At 73.6% G+C, this 25,029-nt stretch carries 20 protein-coding genes; 14 read left to right on the top strand and 6 right to left on the bottom strand.

Annotated elements, in window-relative coordinates:
• Positions 1-200: 200 nt before the first annotated feature.
• The 14 genes from ACIRPU_RS34615 to ACIRPU_RS34550 all read left to right on the top strand — a co-directional run bounded on the left by ACIRPU_RS34615 (position 201) and on the right by ACIRPU_RS34550 (position 19,171).
• Entirely contained in the window at positions 201-1,121 is a 921-nt protein-coding gene (locus tag ACIRPU_RS34615; protein WP_403874549.1) for an alpha/beta hydrolase family protein, read from the top strand.
• Between the two features lie 201 nt (positions 1,122-1,322).
• On the top strand, positions 1,323-4,193 hold the full coding sequence (locus tag ACIRPU_RS34610) for a LuxR C-terminal-related transcriptional regulator (RefSeq protein ID WP_403874491.1): 2,871 nt from the start codon (positions 1,323-1,325) through the stop codon (positions 4,191-4,193).
• Between the two features lie 108 nt (positions 4,194-4,301).
• Positions 4,302-5,690 (top strand): helix-turn-helix domain-containing protein, encoded by a 1,389-nt coding sequence (locus ACIRPU_RS34605; protein ID WP_403874489.1) that lies wholly within the window; start codon positions 4,302-4,304, stop codon positions 5,688-5,690.
• Between the two features lie 338 nt (positions 5,691-6,028).
• Positions 6,029-6,913 carry a hypothetical protein gene (locus ACIRPU_RS34600; protein ID WP_403874487.1) on the top strand — a complete coding sequence of 295 codons (885 nt, stop codon included), beginning with the start codon at positions 6,029-6,031 and terminating at the stop codon, positions 6,911-6,913.
• 71 nt (positions 6,914-6,984) lie between these two features.
• Positions 6,985-9,186, top strand: a complete 2,202-nt coding sequence (locus ACIRPU_RS34595) for a glycosyltransferase (RefSeq protein WP_403874485.1) — start codon at positions 6,985-6,987, stop codon at positions 9,184-9,186.
• Positions 9,183-10,472, top strand: coding sequence for an acyltransferase (locus ACIRPU_RS34590; protein WP_403874483.1), 1,290 nt, complete (start codon positions 9,183-9,185; stop codon positions 10,470-10,472). Before ACIRPU_RS34595 ends, ACIRPU_RS34590 begins: the two co-directional genes overlap by 4 nt.
• Positions 10,473-10,966: 494 nt before the next feature.
• The gene (locus ACIRPU_RS34585; RefSeq protein WP_351756333.1) at positions 10,967-11,749 is read left to right on the top strand and encodes an ABC transporter ATP-binding protein; all 783 of its coding nucleotides are present in this window, start codon (positions 10,967-10,969) and stop codon (positions 11,747-11,749) included.
• Positions 11,746-12,723: an ABC transporter ATP-binding protein gene (locus ACIRPU_RS34580; protein ID WP_403874481.1), complete on the top strand. Its 978-nt coding sequence runs from the start codon at positions 11,746-11,748 to the stop codon at positions 12,721-12,723. The genes ACIRPU_RS34585 and ACIRPU_RS34580 overlap by 4 nt, the downstream gene beginning before the upstream one ends.
• Positions 12,720-13,616, top strand: a complete 897-nt coding sequence (locus tag ACIRPU_RS34575; RefSeq protein ID WP_384110422.1) for a branched-chain amino acid ABC transporter permease — start codon at positions 12,720-12,722, stop codon at positions 13,614-13,616. The genes ACIRPU_RS34580 and ACIRPU_RS34575 overlap by 4 nt, the downstream gene beginning before the upstream one ends.
• Positions 13,609-14,721: a branched-chain amino acid ABC transporter permease gene (locus ACIRPU_RS34570; protein WP_355702880.1), complete on the top strand. Its 1,113-nt coding sequence runs from the start codon at positions 13,609-13,611 to the stop codon at positions 14,719-14,721. Before ACIRPU_RS34575 ends, ACIRPU_RS34570 begins: the two co-directional genes overlap by 8 nt.
• Entirely contained in the window at positions 14,718-15,995 is a 1,278-nt protein-coding gene (locus tag ACIRPU_RS34565) for an ABC transporter substrate-binding protein (RefSeq protein WP_403874478.1), read from the top strand. The genes ACIRPU_RS34570 and ACIRPU_RS34565 overlap by 4 nt, the downstream gene beginning before the upstream one ends.
• A 168-nt stretch (positions 15,996-16,163) precedes the next feature.
• Positions 16,164-17,024 carry an aldo/keto reductase gene (locus ACIRPU_RS34560; RefSeq protein ID WP_403874476.1) on the top strand — a complete coding sequence of 287 codons (861 nt, stop codon included), beginning with the start codon at positions 16,164-16,166 and terminating at the stop codon, positions 17,022-17,024.
• Between the two features lie 26 nt (positions 17,025-17,050).
• Positions 17,051-18,820, top strand: coding sequence for an ABC transporter ATP-binding protein (locus ACIRPU_RS34555; RefSeq protein WP_403874474.1), 1,770 nt, complete (start codon positions 17,051-17,053; stop codon positions 18,818-18,820).
• 105 nt (positions 18,821-18,925) lie between these two features.
• Complete coding sequence (locus ACIRPU_RS34550; RefSeq protein WP_355702884.1) at positions 18,926-19,171, top strand: DUF5133 domain-containing protein; 246 nt, start codon at positions 18,926-18,928, stop codon at positions 19,169-19,171.
• A gap of 128 nt (positions 19,172-19,299) precedes the next feature.
• Here ACIRPU_RS34550 and tgmB read toward each other — a convergent pair whose 3' ends face one another.
• The 6 genes from tgmB to ACIRPU_RS34520 all read right to left on the bottom strand — a co-directional run bounded on the left by tgmB (position 19,300) and on the right by ACIRPU_RS34520 (position 24,978).
• Positions 19,300-20,286, bottom strand: coding sequence for an ATP-grasp ribosomal peptide maturase (gene tgmB / locus ACIRPU_RS34545; protein WP_403874471.1), 987 nt, complete (start codon positions 20,284-20,286; stop codon positions 19,300-19,302).
• A gap of 16 nt (positions 20,287-20,302) precedes the next feature.
• Positions 20,303-20,494, bottom strand: a complete 192-nt coding sequence (gene tgmA, locus ACIRPU_RS34540; RefSeq protein ID WP_020129087.1) for a putative ATP-grasp-modified RiPP — start codon at positions 20,492-20,494, stop codon at positions 20,303-20,305.
• A 222-nt stretch (positions 20,495-20,716) separates the two neighbouring features.
• Positions 20,717-21,004 carry a DUF1232 domain-containing protein gene (locus ACIRPU_RS34535; protein ID WP_403874469.1) on the bottom strand — a complete coding sequence of 96 codons (288 nt, stop codon included), beginning with the start codon at positions 21,002-21,004 and terminating at the stop codon, positions 20,717-20,719.
• 243 nt (positions 21,005-21,247) lie between these two features.
• Positions 21,248-23,374 (bottom strand): xanthine dehydrogenase family protein molybdopterin-binding subunit, encoded by a 2,127-nt coding sequence (locus tag ACIRPU_RS34530; RefSeq protein ID WP_403874467.1) that lies wholly within the window; start codon positions 23,372-23,374, stop codon positions 21,248-21,250.
• The gene (locus tag ACIRPU_RS34525; protein WP_403874465.1) at positions 23,371-24,366 is read right to left on the bottom strand and encodes an FAD binding domain-containing protein; all 996 of its coding nucleotides are present in this window, start codon (positions 24,364-24,366) and stop codon (positions 23,371-23,373) included. Before ACIRPU_RS34525 ends, ACIRPU_RS34530 begins: the two co-directional genes overlap by 4 nt.
• A 51-nt stretch (positions 24,367-24,417) precedes the next feature.
• Entirely contained in the window at positions 24,418-24,978 is a 561-nt protein-coding gene (locus ACIRPU_RS34520) for a (2Fe-2S)-binding protein (RefSeq protein ID WP_403874463.1), read from the bottom strand.
• Between the last annotated feature and the right edge of the window lie 51 nt (positions 24,979-25,029).

Here is a 25,029-nt window from a genome sequence, read left to right as displayed (position 1 = left end):
CCTCCGGTGGAAAGTCACGAGATCGGCGCCCACAGGCCCGGCGCCCACAAGCCCGATGTCCACGAGACCGATGTCCACGAGACCGGTGACATCGCCGATCCCCGCGCGCCGGTCCCGACCCGACAGTGGCACCGCCAGCCCAGCGGCGGCGCCCCTCGGGGCCCGCCCGACCGAGAGGACGACTCGTCGTGCAGCATCACGTGCGCCCCGGTGCGGCCCACCGCCCCGCCACCGGCTCCCCCCACCGCAGGTCAGGACAGCTCGCCCGGCTCGCTGCGGCGGTCGCCGCCGTCGTCGGACTCACCACGGTCAGCGGTCCCGGCGCGCAGGCGGCGGACAACCCCTACGAGCGGGGACCGGCGCCGACCACCGCGAGCATCGAGGCGCTGCGCGGCCCGTACGCGGTCTCCCAGACCACCGTGTCCTCGCTCAGCGTCACCGGCTTCGGCGGCGGCACGATCTACTACCCGACCAGCACCGGCGACGGCACGTTCGGCGCGATCGCCGTCTCACCCGGCTACACCGCCACCCAGTCGTCCATCGCCTGGCTGGGCCCGCGGCTGGCGTCCCAGGGCTTCGTGGTCTTCACCATCGACACCCTCACCACGCTGGACCAGCCCGACTCCCGTGGCCGTCAGCTGCTCGCGGCCCTGGACCACCTCACGCAGGTCAGCTCCGTCCGTACCCGCGTCGACAGCGGCCGGCTCGGCGTCGTGGGCCACTCGATGGGCGGCGGGGGCAGCCTGGAGGCCGCCAAGGCGCGGCCCTCGCTCCAGGCCGCGATCCCGCTCACGCCGTGGAACCTCGACAAGTCCTGGCCCGAGGTCGTCACCCCGACGCTGATCGTCGGCGCCGACGGCGACACGGTCGCCCCCGTCGCGAGCCACGCCGAGCCGTTCTACTCCAGCCTGCCGTCCTCCCTGGACCGCGCCTACCTGGAGCTGAACAACGCCACCCACTTCACCCCGAACTCGTCGAACACGACGATCGCGAAGTACGGCATCTCATGGCTGAAGCGCTTCATCGACAACGACACGCGCTACGAGCAGTTCCTGTGCCCGCTGCCCCGGCCGAGCACGACGATCGACGAGTACCGGGGCAACTGCCCGCACACGTCCTGAGACACCGTGAGGAGAACGGGGCCGCCGTCGCTGTGCCCGTGCACGCGGCGCGGCGACGGCCGTTGGGACCCGGCACAAGGTGTGCCACGCCCGCTGCGCACGAACCCACTGGTGACAGGCCCCGAACGGCCCGCGTCGCCCTCGTCGCCGGCCCGGTCGCACGGCTTCCGCCACCCGTTACCCGTACGTAACGTCACGGGAATGACCGGACAGACGACCGCCGGCGGCGGTGTGCGGGTGGTGACCGGTGAACCCGGTTGCGGCCGCACGGCGTTCCTGGCCCGCGCCGCCCGCTCGTGCCCGGCCGCGTTCGTCGTCGGTGTGCGGGCCGACCGGGTGGCGTCGGCCGTACCTCTCGGGGGTTTACGCGCGCTGCTGGGCGCCCTCGGCGCACCGGCGGGCCCGTGGTCCGACGCCGGCCCGCCCTGCGCGGTACTCCTCGACGCCTTGCGGACCGCCTCCGCCGGTAGGCCACTGCTGGTGTGCGTCGACGACGCGCATCGGTGGGACGCGCTCACCAGGGCCGCGGTGGGCCGCGCGGCCGAGCAGCTGCGCGGGAACGGCCGGGTGAGCGTGCTGCTGAGCGTGTCCGGACACCGCCCCGTCGACCGGGAGTTCGCCGCCTTGCCGGTGGTCCACGTCGATCCGCTCTCCCCGGCGGAGGCGGCCGCGCTTCTGGACGAGGCGACGGGCGGGACTCTCGACCGCGCCGTGCGCGACGACCTGGTGGACGCGGCCGAGGGCAGTCCGGCCCTGCTGCTGGCCATGGTCCGGCGGCTGTCGCCCGCCCAGATCCGCGGTCATCTGAGGCTGCCCGGTCCGCCGGCCGACGCCGAGCTCCTGACCGGCCTGGCCGGCGGCTTCCTGACAGGGTTCACCTCCGCGCAGGAGGACCTGCTGCTGACGGTCGCGGCGGCCGTACAGGACGCGGACGACAGGGAAGGCACGGTAGGCGCGGTAGGTACGGAACTTTCGGAACGCGCCCGGATCGGCCTGGCACTCGCCCGGCGGGGAGCGGAGCACCTGCGGGGGACGACCGCCGGCGTGGGGCCCGCGCCGCCCTTCGATCCGCTGCCCGACGTGCTCGTCCGGGTCGACGGCGAGGTCGGGTTCCACAGCGATCTGCTGCGCCGCGCCGTGTACGCGGGGGCGCGACCCGAGCGGCGCCGTGCCGCGCACCGCGCGCTGGCCCGGGCGCTGGAGGACGCGGGAGCCGCCGGTCTGCACGTCCTGCTGCACCGGGCGCGGTCCGCCGCCGTGCCCGCCGTGCCTGCGGTGCCCCGGCCCGGGACGGCGACCGAACTGGCCGCGGCCGCCGACGACCCGGCGCACCCGCGAAGCCTGCGGTGCGCGGCGTACACCCACGCCGCCGGACTGGCCGAGGACGGCACGCGGCGCGCCGAGTGGTATACGGCCGCGGCCGAGCAGGCCCTGCTCGGCGGACGCACGCACCGGGCCCTGCGGCTCCTCGACAGGGCCCGGGACAGCGCGGTGCCCGCGGCGCTGCGCGGCCGTGTCGAGCTGGTGCGCGGCACCACGGTCCTGTACGACGGCGCGGTCGACGAGGCCCGCGCATCCCTGCTTCTGGCGGCCCGGCTGCTCGCAGGGTCGTCCCCCCGACAGGCACAGTCGGCCCTCCTGTCCGCGGTGGACGCCGCCTGGGCCGCGGGCGACGCCCAGGGATGCCTCCACCTGCTGAGCACCGGGGACGGCCCCCCGGGCACCGACGCGCGGCCCGACACCGGGCCGCTCGGGGACCTTCCGACGGACCGGTCCGGAGCCCGGGGCGGGCCCGCGCCCAGGAGCGTGGCGGCGAGTGTGGGCGGTGCCGCCGCGCCGTGTTGCTACGGCACCGGCTTGCGGGCTCTGCTCGAAGGGCGGTTCGCGCAGGCGGCGGTGCCTTTGCGGCGGCTGGTGGCGGACGCGGACGCGGAGGCGGCGGGCGCCGGGGCGGGCGCGGCTGCCGCCGACGAGCCGGACACGGCGCTGCGCGCGGCCGCCGCCGCGCTGCTGCTGGGCGACCTGGCCGCCGCCCGCCGCGCCGGGGCACGGGCCCTGGCCGCCGCCCGTGCCCTCGGGACCGCCGCGGCCCTCGCGCCGGCCCGCGAGTACCTCGCCTACGCCGAACTGCGGGCCGGACGGCACGTGCTGGCCAGGACCCACGCGGAGGAGGGACTGCGGGCCGCGCACCGGACCGGGCAGCGCAACACGGCCGCCCACCACCACGCGGTACTCGCCCTCGCCGCGTCGATCGAGGGCACTCCGCAGGAGGTCGCCGCCCACGCGGACGCGGCGCTGGCCACGGCCCTGCGGCACGGCCTCGTCCAGGCGGCGACGCTGGCGGAGTGGGCGGCGGCCCGCGCCGACCTCGCCCGCGGGCGCCCCCGGGAGGCCGCGGACCGGCTCGGGCCGCTCGTGCGTCCGGGGCCGCGCAGGGGGCACTTCGCGGTGTGGATGCTCGCCGTGCCCTGCTTCGTGGAGGCCGCCGCCTCCATCGGACGGGCCGACGACGGCGTCACCGAGGTCGTCGAGGAGTTCGCCCGGTGGGCCGAATTCGGCGCCGACCCCCAGGCCCCCGCCCAGCTGACGCGCTGCCGCGCGTTGCTGGCCCCGGCGGACCGGCCCGACGCCCTGTACCGGCACGCGCTCGACCAGCACGACGCGGCCGTCGGCGGCGTCTTCGAACGCGCCCGCACCGAACTGCTGCACGGCAAGTGGCTGCGCAGGCGCCGCCGGCTGAGCGAGGCCCGCGACCGTCTCGGCGCCGCCCTGGTCGGGTTCGAACGCTGCGGCGCGCGGGCCTGGGCGGACCAAGCCCGCGCCGAACTGCGGGCCGGCGGCGTGGCGCCGGGCGGCGGAGTGCGGGCTGCGGGGCTGGGCGGACTGACGCCGCAGCAGCTGCGGATCGCCCGGTGCGTCGCCGAGGGCGCCACCAACCGGGAGGTGGCGCTGACCCTCTCGGTCAGCACCCGAACCGTCGACTACCACCTGCGGAAGGTCTTCGCGGTGCTGGGGGTGCGCTCCCGCGTCGAACTGGTGCGCATGGTCGAGAAGGCCGGACAGGAGGGTTGATCGGACCGAAAACAATGGTGCACACCCCTAGGGACCGACCGGACGGTATGCCATCCTTCGTGGCAGGACGAGTCGGACGGCTGGACACTGCCCCGGGGGAGGACCGCGATGCATCAGGCCCTACGGTCACGGACCGTGTTCCGCCCCGCGCCCGGCGTGCCGGCCGCGCCCGGACCCCGGCCGCATCCGCAGCCCGTCCGGTCGCTGATCGACGCCGACGCCCTCCGGGTCCTGCATCGAGCCGCCCGGGTGCTCCTGGCGGATCTGCCCGACCTCACCGACCGGCTGGTGGCCGCGCTCCAGGACCAGGAGCCCGCCTACCGCGCGGCCGTGACGAGCGATCCCGTCGCCATCTGGCAGGAGGTGCACCGCTCGCTGCGGCACAGCGTGTCCTCGCTGATCGACCCGCGCGGCAGCCGCGACGCGGCCCGCCGGTGCTCGTGGAAGATCGGCGCGACCCGCGCGGAACAGGGCCTTCCACTGGACGCCGTGCTGCACGCGTTCCGGCTGGGCGGGTCCCTGGTGTGGCAGGGCCTGATCGAGGAGACCTGCCGCACCGCTCCCGAGGACGTGCGGCTGCTCGTGCACATCGCCACCGACGTGTGGAACTTCGTCGACGAGCACTGCACCCTCGTCGCGGACGCCTACCGGCAGGTCGAACGGCAGCTCGCCTGGCGGCGCGAGAACCGGCTGCGGGTGCTGGCCGGCGGCCTGCTCGACGGCGCCAGCCGGATCGCGGACCTGCCCGATACCGCCCACGCCCTGGACCTCCCCGAGGAGGGCCGGTACGTCGTCGTGGCGGTGACGGCCGGCTGTCCTTCCGACGGCGCCGGGGCGCGGGCCGCCCACGGCCGGGGCAGGCGCGTGTACTGGCACACGGGGGCGGAGGTGGACTACGGCATCGTCCTGCTGAACGAAGCCGAGGGCGAGAGCGAGGGCGTGGGCGGGGCCGGTGGTCGGGACGCCGGCCTGCGGCAGGCCCCGTCGACCGCTGTCTCGCCCGCCGCCGTCCCACCCGCCGCCGTCCCGCCGACCGTTGTGCCGTCGACCGCCGTCCCGCCGGTCTTCGGCAGCGCGCGGACCGGGGTCAGCACAGCGGTGTCGGGACTGGCCGCGGTCGGGGACGCCCGCCGCCTCGCGGACATCGCGCTGGGCATGTGCCCGCTGACCGGCGGCACGATCCGGCTGACCGAGCACCTCCCGGCCGCACTGGTGGTCTCCACGCCCGACCTGGGTGCGGCGCTGGTCGAGCGGGTGCTCGGACCGCTGAGCGGTCTGGAACCCGCCGACGAGGCCGTGCTGCTCGACACCCTGGCCGCCTGGCTCGCCTGCGACGGCTCCGCCCAGCGGGCGGGGGAGCGGTTGTACTGCCACCGCAACACGGTTCTCAACCGGCTGCGCCGCTACGAGCAGCTGACGGGCCGTTCCCTGTCCCGGCCGACCGACCTGGTGGAGATCAGCCTCGCCCTGACGGCGCGGGGACTGCGCACCCGCTGAGCGCCCGCCGCCGGTGTTCCGCTTTTATGGCGCGACAAGCGCCGGATGACCCGAATTCCCGATCGGTCGTCCATGCCCCACCTGTGCATGTCGTCCGCCTTGTGAGATGGGTCTGCATCCGTACCGGACGGTTGTGCGAGGATTGTTTTCAGTCACCGTTAGCAGACCGTCTTCTTCACACTTCTGACACAAATTTCACGCTTTCACTAGGTGAGTTATAGTCACCGTCCAAGCATCAACTATTCGGGGGGCGCTCGGACCAGGTGGGGGCTTGGTCCGGTCGGCGTGTGCCTGGCATCGTCTGCGCACCCCGCAGCAGTCTCGTGGGGGATGGGTAAGTGGAACGTTGGCTGGATGACGCCCAACCTGAAGGGTCGGACGATACATCCGGGCCCGAGGGCACCCTCTTCGCCGGGCGCCGAACCGGCATTCAGGCGAGAGCGGTACGGGCCGGGAGCTTCTGGGAGGCCGCGAAGGAACCCGGTTCCGCGCGCACCGAGGCGGCGGCCCCCCTGCCCGCCGGCACCGCGGTGTACCCGGCCTTCACGGACGTCGGCGCGGCCGAGCCCCTCCATGACGCGGACGAACTGACCGTGCGGCTCGGGGGCATCGACCCGGTGTCCGCGGCCGGCGCCTCCGGAAACCGGCTCGACTCCCAGGAGGGCGCCGGCACGCCCGTCTTCGTCGACGAGTCGGGCCGTCGAAGCCGCCGGTTGCGGCTGCTCGGCGTGGCCGTCGGCGTCGTCTGCGCCGTGTACGCCCTGGTCATCGTCGGCACCCTCGTCTCCGGCAACTCCAGCGCCCCCTGGCTGCCGCTGCCGGGCCTGGGCGACGACACGCCCGTCGGGCAGGTCGAGACCTCGTCCGTGCCCTCGGCCTCGGCGAGCCCCTCGGGCTCGGACAGCGCCGCCCCGAAGACCGGCTCGTCGGATTCCGCGGCGTCGGTGTCGTCCACGGGCGACGGCGTGACCGACGCGCCCGGCGCCACCGCGAGCGCCGGTCGGCCGGCGGCGTCCGCGCTGCCCGAGGCGTCCACCGGGACGAAGCCCGTGAACCCCGTCGCCACGGCGACCGCGTCCAGCCCCGCGGTATCGGACTCCGCGGTCGCCTCGCCCGAGGCGAGCCAGCCCGACGGCGGTGCGAGCGCCTCGCCCAGCGCCGTCGACGACACCGGCCTGACGGGCGAGATCCTCGGCGAGGCGAACTCCGCGTCCGTCGGCTGACACCTCCTCCGCGCAGCCCCGCTCACTTCCCTTCCGGTCCCATCCGGTCCCTTTCTGGAGCACACCTTCCGATGGCATTCCCCGCCCGCCGTCGCAGGGCCGCAGTCGCGGCCCGTGACAGCGCCGCCCGCCGCCGCCGCGTACCGATGCGCCTGATGCTGCCCAGCCTCGTCCTCGTCGCCATGATGGCGATGCTGATGGTGCGCGGTTACGTCCACAGCGAGATCCTCGCCGACCACCGCATCCAGCCCGAGGCGGCCGTCGACAAGGTGCCCGACGAGATCCTGGACGGCGGCCCGGTCATCGACAGCCGCGGCGGCCGCAGCACCAGCCGTGAGGTGCCCGACCACCGGCTGGTCCTGACCTTCGACGACGGTCCCGACCCGGTCTGGACCCCCAAGGTGCTGGACGTCCTCAAGAAGCACCACGCGCACGCCGTCTTCTTCGTCACCGGCACCATGGCCTCCCGCTACCCGGACCTGGTCCAGCGCATGGTCGACGAGGGCCACGAGGTCGGCCTGCACACCTTCAACCACCCCGACCTGTCCTTCCAGTCGAAGAAACGTATCTCCTGGGAGTTGTCCCAGAACCAGCTCGCCCTGGCCGGCGCGGCGGGCATCCGCACCTCGCTGTTCCGCCCGCCGTACTCGTCCTTCGCCGACGCGATGGACGACAAGTCCTGGCCGGTCACCGAGTACATCGGCTCACTCGGCTACCTGACCGTCGTCAACAACACCGACAGCGAGGACTGGAAGAAGCCCGGCGTCGAGGAGATCATCAGGCGCGCCACCCCCAAGGGCGGCAAGGGCGCGATCGTCCTGATGCACGACTCCGGCGGCGACCGCCACCAGACGGTCCAGGCGCTGGACCGGTTCCTGCCCGAGCTGCAGTCCCGGGGCTACGAGTTCGAGAACCTCACCGCCGCCCTCGGCGCGCCCAGCGCACACACCCCGGTCACCGGCCTCGACCTGTGGAAGGGCAACGCGTGGATCTTCCTGGTCCAGGCCGCCGAGAACGTCACCGGGGTGCTGATGGTCGGCCTCGCGGTGATCGGCGTCCTGGTCATCAGCCGGTTCGGGCTCATGCTGGTGCTGTCCGCCCTGCACGCCCGCAGGGTGCGCCGGCCCGGATTCGACTGGGGCCCGCCGGTCACCGAACCGGTCTCGGTGCTGGTCCCGGCCTACAACGAGGCCAAGTGCATCGAGAACACCGTCCGCTCGCTGATGGCGAGTGAGCACCCCATCGAGGTGCTCGTCATCGACGACGGCTCCTCCGACGGCACCGCGCGGATCGTCGAGGACATGGGCCTGCCGAACGTCCGGGTCGTCCGCCAGCACAACGCCGGCAAGCCCGCGGCCCTCAACCGGGGCATCGCCAACGCCCGGTACGACCTCATCGTGATGATGGACGGCGACACGGTCTTCGAGCCGTCCACCGTCCGCGAACTGGTGCAGCCCTTCGGCGACCCGAAGGTCGGCGCCGTGGCCGGCAACGCCAAGGTCGGCAACCGGGACTCGCTGATCGGCGCCTGGCAGCACATCGAGTACGTGATGGGCTTCAACCTCGACCGCCGGATGTACGACGTCCTGGGCTGCATGCCCACCATCCCCGGCGCGGTCGGCGCCTTCCGCCGTTCGGCCCTGGAGCGGGTGGGCGGCATGAGCGACGACACGCTCGCCGAGGACACCGACATCACCATGGCCATGCACCGCGACAACTGGAAGGTGGTGTACGCGGAGAAGGCCCGGGCCTGGACCGAGGCCCCGGAGACCGTGCAGCAGCTGTGGTCCCAGCGCTACCGCTGGTCGTACGGCACCATGCAGGCGATCTGGAAGCACCGCCGGGCGGTCTTCGAGCGTGGCCCGTCCGGCCGGTTCGGCCGCGTGGGTCTGCCGTTCGTCTCGCTGTTCATGGTCCTGGCCCCGCTGTTGGCCCCGCTCATCGACGTCTTCCTCCTCTACGGAGTGGTCTTCGGCCCCACCCAGAGGACGATCGTGGCCTGGCTGGGCGTCCTCGCCGTCCAGGCGGTCTGCGCGGCCTACGCCTTCCGGCTCGACCGCGAACGCATGACCCACCTGATCTCGCTGCCCCTCCAGCAGATCCTCTACCGCCAGCTCATGTACGTCGTGCTGCTCCAGTCCTGGATCACCGCCCTCACCGGCGGCCGGCTGCGCTGGCAGAAGCTGCGCCGCACCGGCGCCGTCGAGGCGCCCGGCGGCCCTGCGCCGCGTCAGCACACCGGCAGCACCCACGACCGGAGGCCCGTCGCATGACCCAGGGTTACCCGACCGGGAAGAACGCGGGTTCCGAGCGGACGCCGGCTTTCGGCGTCCCCCGGCAGCGGACCGAGCGAACCCTCCCGGAACCGTCCGCCACGGCCGGGGCCACGGCCGCGGCCGACGGCCCGCCCGCCGCGAAGAGGCCGGGACGCGACCGCTACCTCGACCTGCTGCGCACGATCGCCCTGGTCCGGGTGGTCGTCTACCACCTGTTCGGCTGGGCCTGGCTCACCGTGGTGTTCCCGTCCATGGGCGTCATGTTCGCCCTGGCGGGCTCGCTGATGGCGCGCTCGCTGAAGCGTCCGCCCCTCGGCGTGATCCGGGACCGCGTGCGGCGACTGCTGCCGCCGCTGTGGCTGTTCGGCGCGGTCGTCCTGACGCTGATGTTCGCGGGCGGCTGGAAGCCGCTGGACGACCCCGACCACGGGGGCACCCTGGGCGTCGTCGAACTCCTCAACTACGTCGTCCCGCTCGGCGCGCCTCCGTTCCCCTGGGACATCGGCTCCAAGTCCGGCCTGCTGGAGAACACCTGGGCGGTCCAGGCCGCGGGTGTGCTCTGGTACCTGCGGGCGTACCTGTGGTTCGTGATCGCCTCGCCGCTGCTGCTGTGGGCGTTCCGCAGAGCGCCCTGGGTCACCCTGTTCGCGCCGCTGGCGCTGACGGCGGTGGTGGGCACCGGAGTGGTCTCCATACCCGGCGAGACCGGCAACGCGGTCAGCGACTTCGCCGTCTACGGCAGCTGCTGGGTGCTGGGCTTCGCCCACCAGGAGGGGGTGCTCGCGCGCATACCCCGCTACGCGGCGGTCTCCTGCTCCGTGCTCGTCATGGCGTTCGGCCTGTGGTGGGCCTCGGGGCACCTGGGACCGGACGGCTGGGACCTCAACGACATCCCGCTGGCCCAGGCGGCCTGGTCCTTCGGGTTCGTGGTGATCCTGCTCCAGTACTCGCCCTCGTGGCAGGAACTCCCGCGCGGGCTGGCCCGTTGGGACAGGCTGATCACGCTCTCCAACAACCGGGCCGTCACGATCTACCTGTGGCACAACCTGCTGATCATGGCCACCGTCCCGATCATCGACCTGGCGTACGGACTCCCCTTCCTGGAGAGCGGGAGCGGCATGGCCGCCCTCGACTCCTCGTACATGTTCTGGATGTTCGTGCTGGTCTGGCCCCTCATCGCGGCGATGATCCTCGCGACCGGCTGGATCGAGGACATCGCGGCGAAGAGGAAGCCGCGCCTGTGGCCCGACGGCCGCAAGAGCAAGGCGCGACGCGCCAAGTAGGAATCGCCCCGACCGACGATCACGGGTGCCACCGCGGAACGCGGCGGCACCCGTTTCGGTTCCGGCGTCCACACCGGCGGCGCCTCGGCCCGCCGACGTCCACGCCGGCGCTGCCTCGGCCGCCTCGGTCCCTCTGCGTCCACGCCGGCGGCACCCCGTGCCCCCTGCGTCACCGCCCGCACCTCGGCCCCCCTGCGTCACCGCCCGCACCCCCGTGCCCCCTGCGTCACCGCCCGCACCCCTGGGCACCCCTGCGTCACCGCCCGCGCCTCGGTCCCTCTGCGTCGCCGCCCGCACCCCGGGCTCCCCCGCCCCACCTCCGGCGGGCGCGCCCGGCCCGCCTGCCTGGGCACCCGCACAACCCCGCCGACCTCCTGTTGGGGCGGCGCAGCGACCCCGCGTCCGTGCCTGTACCGCCCCTCCTCCGTCGTGTTGTCGTGAGCTCCCCTTCCACCGAAACTCCGTGCCCGCCGGCACGGACCCGAGGAGCCGCGATGCCCGCAGTACCCCCGCAGGAGCGGCCCGCACTGCATGTCGAGGGTCTCGACGTGACGTACGGGCGGGCCTTGTCAGCCCTGCGCTCCGTGTCCCTGACCGTCCCGCACGGCGCGGTCGTGGCGCTGCTGGGCGCCAACGGCGCCGGCAAGTCCACGCTGCTGCGGGCGGTGTCGGGCACCCTGCGCCTGCACCGCGGCACCGTCACGGCCGGCCTCATCCGCTACGCAGACACGGTCCTGGACGGCCGTGACCCGGTGGCGGCGGTGCGGGCCGGCGTCGTCCAGGTCCCGGAGGGCCGCCGGGTCTTCGCGGGCCTGACCGTGGAGGAGAACCTGCGCACCGGTGGCCTCGGCCTCGGCCGACGGGCGCCCGAACAGGTCCGGGAGGCTCGCGACCGCGTGTACACGCTGTTCCCCGTGCTCGCCGAACGCGGTCGGCAGGCGGCCGGTCTGCTGTCCGGGGGAGAGCAGCAGATGCTCGCCATCGGCCGGGCGCTGATGGCCGCACCACGGCTGCTCCTGCTCGACGAGCCCTCCCTCGGCCTGGCCCCCCGCATGGTGTTCCGGATCGCCGAGGTGATCCGCGAGATCAACGCCCAGGGCACGGCCGTCCTGCTGGTCGAACAGAACGCGGGCATGGCGCTGTCCCTCGCCGACCACGCGTACGTCCTGGAAGTGGGCGAGGTCCGGCTGTCCGGCCCCGCCGACGACCTCGCGCGCACGGACGCGGTACGGCGCCTCTACCTCGGTGACGACGCCGGCGACCAGGGGGCCGCGTGAGCCCGCGCCCCACCACCGGCACCGCCCCGGGCCGGGACGCGGCAGCACCCCCGGAACTGTGGGTCCGGGACGTGACCGTGCGCTTCGCCGGCCTGACCGCCCTGGACGCGGTGTCGTTCACCGTCGCCCCGGGTTCCGTGCACGCCCTGATCGGCCCCAACGGCGCCGGGAAGTCCACCTGCTTCAACGTCCTGTCGGGCCTGTACCGCCCGTCGTCCGGCCAGGTCCGGCTCGGCGACGCGTCACTCGCCGGCCTCGCGCCCCACCGGATCGCCGCCCTCGGGGTGGCCCGCACCTTCCAGAACATCGTCACCACCGAGGGCACCGTCGCCGACAACCTCATGCTCGGCCGGCACGTCCTCTCCCACGCGGGCTTCGCCGCGACCGCCCTGCGCCTGCCCCGAGCGGTGCGCGAACAGCGCGCCCACCTCGCGCGGGCCCGGGAGATCGCCGAACTCACCGGGCTGGCCGCCCGCTTCGAGACGCCCGTCGCCCTGCTGTCGTACGGCGACCGCAAACGCGTGGAGCTCGCCCGGGCGCTCTGTCTCGAGCCGCGCGTCCTGCTGCTCGACGAGCCCGTGGCCGGTATGAACGGCGCCGAGCGCGCCCGGACGGTCGAGGTGATCGACACCGTCCGCGCCGAACTCGGCCTGTCCGTGCTGCTGGTGGAGCACGACATGGGCCTCGTGATGCGTCTCGCCGACGAGGTCACGGTGCTCGACTTCGGCCGGCGCATCGCCCACGGCACCCCCGACGAGGTCCGCCGCCATCCCGAAGTGCTGCGCGCCTACCTCGGCACCCCGGGGGAGGACACCCCCGGGGAGGACACCCCCGGCGCGGACCCCGCTGCCGCGCCGGGCACCACCGCACAGGACACCACCGCCGCTCCTGACACCACCGCCGCTCCTGACACCACCACCGCACAGGGCACCGCCCTCGAAGAGGAAACCCACTCCGAAGGGGACCCCGTATGACCGCCCTCCTCGACAGCATCCTCACCGGGCTCGCGCTCGGCTCGGTCTACGCCCTGGTCGCACTCGGCTTCGTCGTGATCTTCAAGGCGTCGGGCGTGCTCAACTTCGCCCACGGATCGCTGCTGCTGTTCGGCGGCTATCTCGTCGCCGTCCTCCACGACGACCTGGGCTTCGCCGGCGCCCTCGCGGTGTCCGTGCTGGCCACCGGGGCGCTCGCCGGAGCCCTCGACCGGCTGCTGCTGCAACGCGGCGACCCCGACCCGAAGGCCGCCCATGTGCAGACCATCGTCACCATCGGCGTGGACATCGTGCTGCTCACCGACCTCTCCCGGCGCATCGGCGGCGACCTGCTGACCCTCGGCGACCCGTGGGGCGATTCGGTGACCCGCCTGGGCCCGGTGACCGTCGCCGACAGCCGGCTCGCCGCGATCGCCGTCTCCGCGCTCGCCATCGGCGCCGTCTTCGCCCTGTTCCGCTTCACGTCCTGGGGCCTCTCCCTGCGGGCCGCCGCGGAGGACACGGAGGCGGCCTCCCTCATGGGGATACGGCTGAGCCGGGTGCGGATGCTCGCCTGGTGCCTGGCCGGCGCCCTGGCCGCCCTGGCCGCCGTGTTCCTCGCCGCGTTCCCCGCCCCCGGGCTGGAACGCACCACCGGTCAGATCGCCCTCAAGGCCTTTCCGGCGGCGATCCTCGGCGGTCTGACCTCCCCGCCGGGCGCCCTGGCCGGCAGCCTCCTGATCGGCCTGACGGAGGCCCTGGTCGCCGGCTACCAGACCGAACTGCACGTGCTGGGCGAGGGGTTCGGCGACGTCGCCCCGTACGCCGTCATGGTGGCCGTCCTGCTGGTGCGGCCCACCGGACTGTTCGGCGCGAAGGGAGCGGCTCGTGTCTGATCGCATCCCCAAGGGCGCCGTCGTGCTCCTGGCCGCCCTCCTCCTGTGCGCGCCGCCCTTCTACCTGGACGCCTTCTGGCTGCGCATCGGCCTGTTCTCGATGGCCGCCGCCATCGGCGCCGTCGGCCTCGGCCTGCTCACCGGCACCGCCGGTCAGCTCTCCCTGGGGCACGCCTTCTTCCTCGCCGTGGGCGCCTACGGCTACACCTGGCTGGCCGGCGAACCCGGCCCCGGACTGCCGACCGCGCTCGCCGCGCTCCTCGCCGTGCTGCTCGCCGGGGCGGCGGGCGGGCTGTTCAGTCCCGTCGCCGGACGGGTGCGCGGCATCTACCTGGGCGTCGCCACGCTCGCCCTGGTGTTCCTGGGTCACCACGTGCTGCTCACCGCCGACTCCGTCACCGGCGGGTTCAACGGCCGCTCCGTGCCCCCGCTGAGCATCGGCGGGTTCTCCTTCACCGACGACGACCCGGGACTCGTCGTCCTCGGCGTGCCGTTCGGCGCGGAGGAACGCCTGTGGTTCCTCGGCCTCGCCCTGCTGGCGGGCACCTGGTGGACCGCGCGCGGTCTGCTGCGCGGACGCCCTGGGCGGGCCCTCGCGGCCCTGCGCGACAGCGAGACGGCGGCCGCGGTGATGGGCGTCGACGTCGCCCGCCACCGCTCGGCGGCCTTCGTCGTGTCGTCGATGTACGCGGGTCTGGCGGGGGTGCTGCTCGCGCTGGCCTTCCGCCGGGTCGTCCCCGACTACTTCGGCCTGGCCCTCTCCGTCGACTACCTGGCGATGATCGTGATCGGCGGTCTCGGCTCGGTGGCCGGGGCCGCGGCGGGCGCCGTCTTCGTCACCGCCCTGCCCCTGCTGATGACCCGATACGCCGACCAGCTGCCGCTGGTGACCACCCCCGGCACCACCGACGGCGGGGTGGGCCCGACCGAGGCGGCCCGCTACCTCTACGGCGCGGCGATCGTCCTCGTCCTGCTGTACGCCCCCGACGGACTGCGCGGCATCACCCGCCGCGTCCGCACCCGCCTGCGCCCCGCCTCCCCGGCCCCGGCGCCCGCCCTCCTTCCCTCCGCCTCCGCCGTACGAACCAAGGAGCCCACCCCGTGAACCGCACGCACCACAGGCACCGCGCCCCCGCAACCCTTCTCGCCGCCGCGCTCGCGGCCCTGCTCCTCGCGGCCACCGGCTGCAGCTCCAAGGCGGACGGCGACAGCGGCTCCGAGAGCGCCGACGGCGTCAAGTCCGGCCCCGGCGTGACCGCGAAGACCATCAGACTCGGCGCCCTCACCGACCTGACCGGCCCCTACGCCACCCTCGGCAAGAGCATCGTGCAGGCCCAGCAAATGTGGGCCGACGAGACCAACGCCGGCGGCGGCATCTGCGACCGGAAGGTCGAGATCGTCGTCAAGGACCACGGCTACGACGTCCAGAAGGCGGTCGCCGCCTACGCCGACCTGGCCCCGGACGTGGTCGCGCTGCCGCAGGTCATCGGATCCCCCGTCGTCGCCGCCCTCCTCGACGACATCGAGAGCGACCACTTGCTCACCTTCCCGCAGGCCTGGGCGGCCTCCCTGCTCGGCAAGGACTCCGTCCAGGTGATGGGCACCACCTACGACGTCGACATGCTCGCGGCCGTCGACTTCCTCACCCGCGCCAAGGGCCTCGCCAAGGGCGACTCCATCGGCCATGTCTACTTCGAGGGCGATTACGGCGCCAACGCCCTGGAGGGCTCGACCTGGGCGGCCGAGCAGGCCGGGCTGAAGATCGTCCCGCAGAAGATCAAGGCGACGGACACGGACCTCACCGCGCAGGTGTCGGCCCTGAGCAAGGCGGGCGTGAAGGCCGTCCTGATCAGCGCCGGCCCCGCCCAGACTGCCTCCCTGGTCGGCGTCGCCGCCTCCCGCGGACTGAAGGTGCCCGTCGTCAGCAGCGCGCCCGGCTTCGCGCCCCAGTTGTTGAAGACGCCCGCGGCCCCGGCCCTGCTGGGCCTGCTGAACGTGGTCAGCGCGGCGCCCGCCGTCAGCTCGGACCTGCCCGGTGTCCAGAAGATGGTGACCGCGTACGGCAAGAAGTACCCGGCCTCCCCGGTGGACTCCGGGGTGCTGTCCGGATACAACGCCGCCCAACTGCTCGGCGCCGACCTGAAGAAGGCCTGCGCGGCCGGCAGCCTCGCCCGGGAGGACGTGGTGAAGGCGCACCGTGCGCAGAAGAACGTCGACACCGGACTCGGCTCCCCGCAGGACTTCTCCGACGTGTCCCGCCCCGCCGCCCTGTCGACCTATGTGCTCAAGCCGGACGCGAAGGCGGTCGGCGGCCTGGTGGGCGTGGAGGACGCGCATCAGGCGCCGGGGGTGACGGAGTACCTGGCGGGCCGCTCCTGACCGCACTCCCGTGATTCAGCGGCCGTGCTGCTGAATGCGTTCGCTTATCTCCATTGGACCCGCGGCCGACGGCGGGGCCAGGCTGGGGGACGTCCGGTGCACCGCGATCACCTTGCGATGCACCGGACTCACCCCTGCCCGCCCGCATCCGAAAGAGGCCGCGAGCCCATGCAGACCCGCCGTATCGGTGACCTGGACATCAGCGCGATCGGCCTCGGCGCCATGCCGATGTCGATCGAGGGACGACCGGACGAGGCCCGGTCCCTCGCCACGATCCACGCCGCGCTGGACGCCGGCGTCACCCTGATCGACACCGCGGACGCCTACCACCTCCACGCCGACGAGGTCGGCCACAACGAGACCCTGATCGCCAAGGCCCTCGCCGGCCACGACCGGGGACGCGACGTCCTGGTCGCCACCAAGGGCGGCCATCTGCGCCCCGGCGACGGCAGTTGGACCCTGGACGGCAGCCCCGCACACCTCAAGGCCGCCTGCGAGGCGTCGCTGCGCCGGCTCGGCGTGGAGGCCATCGGCCTGTACCAGTTCCACCGCCCCGACCCGCGGGTCCCCTACGCGGAGTCGGTCGGCGCGGTGCTCGAGCTGCTGGACGAGGGAAAGATCCGCGCCGCCGGCGTCTCCAACGCGAACCCCGAGCAGATCAGGCAGGCCAACGACATCCTCGGCGGGCGGCTGGTCGCCGTACAGAACCAGTTCTCCCCGGCCTTCCGCTCCAGCGAGCCCGAACTGCGCCTGTGCGACGAGCTCGGCATCGCGTTCCTGCCGTGGAGCCCGCTCGGCGGCATCTCCCGCGCCCGTGAACTGGGCTCCTCCTACGCGCCGTTCGCCCACGTCGCCGAAGCCCACGGGGTCAGCCCGCAACGGGTGTGCCTGGCCTGGATGCTCGCCAGGTCACCGGTCGTGGTCCCCATTCCCGGCGCGAGCCGCCCGGAGACGATCCTCGACTCGCTCGCCGCGACGGACCTCGTCCTCACCGCCGCTGAACTCGCCGCACTGGACGCCGCCCTCTGACACGACCACCGGGAGGACCGCCGGCCATGGCGTCGTCGTACGAAAGACCGCTCGACCACCGGTACCGGGGCGAGCACCCGATCCGCACCCTCGCCTACCTCCTGCGCGCCGACCGGCGCAGCCTCGCCGGCGCGGTCGGCGTGTTCACGGTCAAGCACAGCCCGGTCTGGCTGCTGCCGCTGATCACCGCGTCCATCATCGACACCGTCGTCCAGCACCAGCCGATCGGCACGCTCTGGACGAGCACCGGCGTCATCCTGTTCATCCTGCTGGTCAACTACCCCCTGCACCTCCTCTACGTGCGGCTGCTCTACGGCAGCGTCCGTCGCATGGGCACCACCCTGCGTTCCGCGCTGTGCACCCGTATGCAGCAGCTGTCCATCGGCTACCACTCCCGGGTCAGTGCCGGCGTGCTCCAGGCCAAGGTGGTGCGGGACGTGGAGACCGTGGAGCAGATGGTGCAGCAGACCGCCGAGCAGGGACTCGGCGCGCTGACCGTGCTCACCGGCGGCCTCGTCATCATCGCCGTGCGCACCCCCGAGTTCGTGCCCGTCTTCCTCGTCGTCGTGCCCGTCGCCGCCGTCCTCGTGGACCGTCTGCGGGCCCGGCTGCGCAGCCACAACGAGGACTTCCGGCACGAGGTGGAGACCCTCTCCTCCCGCGTCACCGAGATGACCCGTCTGATCCCGGTCACCCGCGCCCACGGGCTCGAGGGCAAGGCGCTGCGCCGCATGGACGGCACCCTGAGCCGTCTGCTCACCTCGGGCATGCGCCTCGACCTGCTCAACGGCCGCTTCGGCTCACTGGCCTGGGTGCTGCTCAACGTGATCGGCGTGCTCGTCCTCACCGGCGCCGCGCTCATCTCGTACTACGGCGTCTGGGGCGTCACCGCCGGTGACGTCGTGATGCTGAGCGCCTTCCTGACCACCCTCACCAACTCCACCACCACCCTGACCGGGCTGGCCCCGGTCATCACCAAGGGCCTCGAGTCGGTGCGGTCGGTCGGCGAGGTCCTCCAGGCGCCCGAACTGGAGGACAACGAGGGCAGGTCCGAACTGGCCGCGGTGCACGGCTCCGTGACCTTCGAGGACGTCGGCTACACCTACGACGGCGGCAGCCCGGCGGTGCGCGACTTCACCCTCTCGGTCACTCCGGGGGAGACGGTCGCCCTCGTGGGGGCGTCCGGCGCGGGCAAGTCCACGGTGCTCAGCCTCGTCATCGGCTTCATCCGGCCGACCTCGGGCCGGGTGCTGCTGGACGGGGCCGACATGAACACCCTCGACCTGCGCACCTACCGGAGGTTCGTGTCGGTGGTGCCGCAGGAGTCGATCCTCTTCGACGGCACGATCCGCGAGAACGTCGCCTACGGCATGGAGGACGAGGCCGACGAGGAGACGGTCCGCGCGGCCCTGCGCGACGCCAACGCGCTGGAGTTCGTCGAACGGCTCCCAGCCGGTCTGCACACCCTCGTCGGTGAGCGCGGGGCACGGCTGTCGGGCGGGCAGAAGCAGCGGCTGGCCATCGCCCGCGCCCTGATCCGGGACCCGAAGGTGCTGGTCCTGGACGAGGCGACGTCCGCGCTGGACACCCGCTCCGAGGCGCTCGTCCAGCAGGCCCTCGCCCGGCTGCTGCGCGGCCGCACCACCTTCGTGGTGGCGCACCGGCTGTCCACCGTGCGCGGCGCGGACCGGATCGTGGTGATGGGGGAGGGGCGGATCCTGGAGACGGGCACGCACGACGAACTCCTGCACCGGGGCGGCGCGTACACGGAGCTGCACAGCGGGCAGGTCGCCTGAGCGCAGGTGGCCGGATCATGACCCCGGCGGGTGACATTCGCGCCCGCCGTGCATGATTCGCCCAGGTCCGGGCACACGCAGCGCAAACAGGAGAGAGGAGCGCTCGTGATCGTTCCGGACCCGAAGGTCGCCAGGACGTTGCTGACCCGGTATGCGACGCTGAGGATCGCTCAGGCGGAGTGGGACAGGCCGCAGACGGCTCGTGAACTACAGGACGTGACGTACACCTTGTGCGTGCTGATGGACACGCCCGACGTGCGGGAGGCGGTCGCCGCGGCGGACGCCCTGCTCGAGTCCGCGGCGGTCGTGCCCGCGCAGGACACGGGGAGCGGATTGTCCCTGGCCGTCTGAGGGCGGTCCCGAGCCGGACCCGGCGCGGCGGTGCGCCCGACGGCGCCCGCCGCGCCCGCACGTCTCACGGGACGGACGTCTCACCAGGCGGACTTCTCACGACGCGTACTTCTCACGAGGCTGACGTCTCACGAGGCGGTGGAGCCGCAGCGGTCGGTCTGCCGGGCGTCGTTCTCCGGGGGCGCCCCGGCCAGCCACTCCGCGATGGTGCGGGCGATCGGCTGCCCGGTGTCCACCTCCACGAAGCCGAACTGGCCCGACTGGTTGCACTCCAGGAACCACCACGTCCCGTCGGCGTCCTCCGCGAAGTCGAAGGCGCCGTAGGCCAGTTCCGCCTCCCGCAGATACCTCCGCACGCTCTCGGCGAGGCGTGGCGGGACGTCGACGGGACGCCACGGTGTGGTGGAGGGCGAGTAGCGCACGTCCACCACGTCGCGGTCGCCGCCGGGGGCCGTCTCCTTGCGGGCGGCCAGGATGCGGTCGCCGACGGCGGTCAGCCGTATGTCGGCCCGCTTGGCCACCCGGCGCTGGAGCAGCGTCGGACCGTAGGCGACGGCGGCGAAGTCCGCGCCCGGCGGGACCCGGGTGGTGGGCACCGCGCGGGGCGGATCCTGCGGATGCGCCCCGGACACCGGCTTGACCACCAGATCCGGGTAGCGGTCCGCGAACTCGCGGGCCGCCTGCGGGAACGTGGTGACGATCGTGGCCGGCACGGGCAGCCCGCTGAGCTGCGCGAGCCGCAGCTGCCACGGCTTGTGCCGGGCGCGCTGGGACGCGTCCGGGTGGTTCATCCAGCGCGCCCCGGTACCGCGGAGCATGCCGTACAGCGCCTGCGAGGCCTCCTCCGTGAGCCACGGGGACGGCTGGGCGGCCCGGGCCGCGGCCGTGCCGGGCCGGCGGACCCACACCGACCGCAGCCCCTCGAGGCTCACCAGCCGTCCGGCGGACGACAGGTGGCCCCGGAAGGCACCGTGCACGTACTCGCCGGAGAGCGCGACGGAGTGGGTGAGGTCGGCCGGGTCCAGCCGGACGACGGGGACGCCCGCGGCGTTCAGGTGCACGACCACCATGTCCGCCGTGACGTCCTCTTCACAGGTGAGGATGAGCACGGTCATTTTTGTCGGCCCGTGTTCAGTCGTCGAAGTGGGTCTTGGAGCCCGCCGTCGAGGTCGTCGTCCCGAGTTCTCTCAGGAGGGCGTGGTCACGAGCGGCGATCCGGCCGTCGAGAGTGACGTTCAACTGCATTCCGGGGTCATAGGCGTACGGAGTGCTGAACTCCAACTCGGCCGCTGGGCGTGCGTAGTTGAGCGTGAACGGTTGCATCGTCTCTCCCTCGTCGGTACTGCTTCGATCAAGCGGTGCCGCTGTGCGACGTCACTCGGGCCCGCTGCTGGTGCTGGATAGGTGCGTCCTTCAGTCACTTATACGAATCGAACGGGTGGTTGGTTTCCTTACTCTCCGTGATCACCGCGCGGTCGCGCCTCGAACAGGGCGCGGAGCAGGGGAGATCGGGTCGAGCGGGGGTGAAAACCTCTTCCCGGACGGTCAGTCGGGGAGGCGCTCGGGGGCCTCGTCGGGGGTGCGGCGCAGGGTACGCAGGGCCAGCAGGAGGACGCCGATGTCGTCGAGGTAGACGGGGTCCGGCAGTACGTCGGTGGGAAGCACGAAGTACAGGACCGCGCCCCAGAACACCCAGCGCGGCCCGGTGGGAAGCCCTGCTCGCCTCAGGCCCCGGCGGGCCCGGACCAGACGCACGAGCACGGCCGCGGCCACGGCGAACACGGCCACCGCCGCCAGCACCGCGACGACGACGAGCGTGGTTGGCGCATCCACGGGCCCTCCCATATGGTCCGTCGCGCGGCGTCTGTCCCTATCTGGTTTCCCCGCCTTCGGTTTCCGGATTCCCCTTTCCGGCGGGATTACCGCATCGGACGCGACGCACACGGCCGCCGCGTCCGAGTGGCGGAGCGCGCCGGACGGCCCACGCGAGGGGCGCGGTCACGTCGCGTGTCGCGTCCGGGGGGGGGGCGGGGGCGCCGCGGACCGACGTCCGCTCGGCCCGTGGTCAGCCGGGGGTCAGCCGGTCCGTGTCGGCTGCCGCGTCGGGTGCCGAGGAGGCTCCAGCAGGCCCGCCAGCACCCGGTCGGGGGTGAGCGGCAGTTCGCGGAAGCGGACGCCCGTGGCGTGGTGCACGGCGTTGCCGACGGCGGCCGCCGTGCCCACGATGCCGATCTCGCCGACCCCCTTTGCGCCCAGGGGGTTGAGATGCGGATCGTCCTCGTCGATCCAGTGCGCCTCGATGTCCGGCACGTCGGCGTGCGCGGGCACGTGGTAGGCCGCGAGATCCGACTCCGCGAAGTCGCCGAAGGCGGCGTCCAGGGTGCTGCCCTCGGTCAGCGCCATGCCCAGACCCATGGTCATCCCGCCGACGAACTGGGAGCGCGCGGTACGGGGATTGAGGATGCGTCCCGCCGCGTACACCCCGAGCAGCCGGCGCACCCGCACCTCGCCTGTCACCGTGTCCACGGAGACCTCCGCGAAGTGCGCCCCGAACGCGTGCCGCGCGAAGGGACTTTCGGCGTCGGCCGCTCCCTCGGTGTCGGCGAGGACCTCCAACCCCTGCTCGGGCAACGGGCCCTGGCGTTCGGCCAGCTGCGCGGCGAGCCGCACGCAGGCCTCGTGCACCGCCCAGCCCCAGGAGGCGGTCCCGGAGGAGCCGCCCGCCAGCGGGGCCGCCGGCAGATCGCTGTCGCCCACGCGGATCCGCACCCGCTCCAGGGGCACCCCCAGGGCGTCCGCGGCGACCTGCGCCAGGACCGTACGGGCGCCGGTGCCGATGTCCGCGGCGTTCACCTCGACGAGGAAGGACCCGTCCGGCAGGGCGCGCACCGCCGCCTTCGACGGATACACCTGCACCGGGTAGGTGGCGGCGGCCACACCCGTCCCGAGCAGCAGCGGACCGGCGGACCGCGTCCGGGGACGGGGGTCCCGGTCGGACCACCCGAACCGGCGGGCGCCCTCCCGCAGACACTCGACGAGGTGCCGGCTGCTGAACGGCTTGCCGCTGTCCGGCTCGGCGTCCGGCTCGTTGCGGACCCGCACCTCGACCGGGTCCATCCCGAGTGCCTCGGCCAGCTCGTCCATCGCCGACTCCAGGGCGTACATCCCGGGCGCCTCACCGGGCGCCCGCATCCAGGAAGGCGTCGGCACGTCGAGCCGGACCACGTGATGCCGGCTGCGCAGGTTCGGGGCGGCGTACATGACGCGGGCCGGGATGCCCGCGTACTCGACGTACTCCTTGATGCGGGACGTGTACGTGGTCACCTCGTGCACGAGCGACGTCAGCCGGCCCTCGGAGTCCGCGCCCAGGCGCAGTCGGTGCAGGGTGGACGCCCGGTGGCCGACGGAGGTGGGCAGCACGCGGCGGGGGAGGACCACGGTGACCGGGCGCCCGGTGTGCCATGCGGCCATCGCGGCGAGGACCACGTCCGGCCGGGGCGTGCCCTTGGACCCGAAGCCTCCGCCGACGTGCTCGGCGCGGACCGTGATCCGCTCGTTCGCCAGCCCGAACATCGTGCCGAGCACGCTACGCACGGCCGTGGTGCCCTGGCTGGAGGTGTACACCGTGAGCCGTTCGCCGTCCCAGTGCGCGGTGCTGGCGTGCGGCTCCATGGGGTGGTTGTGCAGGGGCGGCACCCGGTAGCCGACGTCGACCCGCACGTCCGCGTCGGCGAACGCGCCGTCGGGGTCGCCCAGTTCCCGTGCGCCGGGAGACGTCCCGGCGACCTTCTCGGGGACGTACGCCCGCGGGTGCGTGGCGCTGAGCGTGACGTCGTGCGTCTCCTCGGCGAAGGTGACCCGTACGGCGGCGGCGCCGGCCCGGGCCGCCTCCGGGCTGTCGGCCACCACCAGGGCGACGAACCAGCCCCGGTTCGGCACCTCGGGGCTCTGGAGCACGGCGAGGGTGGCGTCGTCCGGTGCGGCGAGGCGGGGCGCGTCGCGATGGGTGAGCACGGTGACGACACCGGGCAGCGCCAGTGCCGCGGCGGCGTCGACGTCGGTCACCCGGCCCCGCACGATCGTCGCGGGGACGGGGCGGGCGAACAGCCGCCCGGGAAGGGGCTGTTCGGCGGCGTAGCGGGCGGTTCCGGTGACCTTCTCCCGGCCCTCCCTGCGCTCGGCGGGAGCGCCCACGGCGGTCATGAGTCCTCCTCGTGCGGCACGAGCCGCGTCAGGACGTCGACGGCGAGGTTGCGGGCCAGCGGCACCTTGTACGCGTTGTCACGCAGCGGCCGGGCTTCGGACAGCTCCAGCTCGGCCGCGCGTTCGAAGGCCGCCCGGGTGGGAGCCGCGCCCAGCAGCGCCTCCTCGGCCCGCCGGGCCCGCCAGGGGCGGTGGGCCAGCGCCCCGAAGGCGATCCCCACCTGCGCGACGACACCGTCGGCGACCTCGAGGACCACGGCGACGGAGGCGAGCGCGAAGGCGTACGAGGCCCGGTCGCGCGCCTTGCGGTACGCGGACGGCAGCCCGGCCGTGGCGGCCGGCAGCAGGACGGCCGTGATGAGCTCGCCGGGTTCGATCACCGTGTCCCGCTCCGGTTCCTCCCCGGGCAGCCGGTGGAACTCGGTCGCCGCGACCCGGCGCACGCCGGCCGTGCCGTACAGCTCGACCTCGGCGTCCAGCGCGGCGAGGGCCACGGCCATGTCCGACGGGTGGGTGGCGATGCAGTGCTCGGAGTGGCCGAGCACCGCGTGGTCGCGGTGCACGCCGGCGCGGGCCGCGCAGCCGCTGCCCGGCTCCCGTTTGTTGCACGGCTTGGAGACGTCCTGGAAGTAGGGGCAACGGGTGCGCTGGAGCAGGTTCCCGCCCGTCGTGGCGGCGTTGCGCAGCTGGCCCGAGGCGCCCGCGAGCACCGCCTGGGAGAGTACGGGGTAACGGTCCCGCACGCGTGGATGCGCCGCGAGGTCGCTGTTGCGCACCAGGGCGCCGATCCGCAGCGACCCGTCCGGCAGCTCCGTCACCTCGTTCAGCGGGAGCCGGGTGACGTCGACGAGGGCGGTCGGCCGTTCCACGCCGAGCTTCATCAGGTCGACGAGGTTGGTGCCGCCGCCCAGATAGCGTGCGCCGGGGTGCGCGGCGAAGGCTTCGGCGGCCTCCGCGAGACTGCCGGCCCGTACGTAGGCGAAGGTGTCCACCGGATCACGTCCTCTGGTTGCCCCGGTCGTGCCCTTGGGCCGTCGGCCCGGTCATGTGCCGCCCGCCCCCGTCACGTCCTCGACCGCGTCGACGATGCGGGGATACGCGCCGCAGCGGCAGAGATTGCCGCTGAGCCGCTCGCGGATCTCGTCCCGGTCCAGCGCGACGGGCCGTCCGGAGGGCGCCGCCGGGTCCGTGACGTGCGAGGGATGGCCCGACTCCGCCTCGGCGAGCGCGCCGACCGCCGAGCAGATCTGGCCGGGTGTGCAGTACCCGCACTGGAAGGCGTCGCGCTCCAGGAAGGCCCGCTGGAGCGGATGCGGCTCCTCGCCGTCGCCGGACAGGCCCTCGACGGTCGTGACGTCGCTGCCGTCCAGGGCGACGGCGAGCAGCAGACAGCTGTTGACGCGCCGCCCGTCGACGAGGACCGTGCACGCGCCGCACTGACCGTGGTCGCAGCCCTTCTTCGCGCCGGTGAGGTCCAGATCCTCCCGCAGCACGTCCAGCAGCACGCGTCGATGGTCGACGGTGAGGGTGTGCGGCTTGCCGTTGACGCGCAGCGTCGTGTCGGATCGGTGGGGCGATGACCGGGGGCCGTGCTCGCTGCCCATGTCCTGGTCCCTTCCGGGGCGGTCCGTGGTGCCGTGGGGACCGCGTATCCA

The sequence above is a fragment of the Streptomyces sp. NPDC102259 genome, assembly GCF_044766465.1.
Taxonomy (GTDB): domain Bacteria; phylum Actinomycetota; class Actinomycetes; order Streptomycetales; family Streptomycetaceae; genus Streptomyces.
This window is presented reverse-complemented; position numbering and strand designations above follow the sequence as displayed.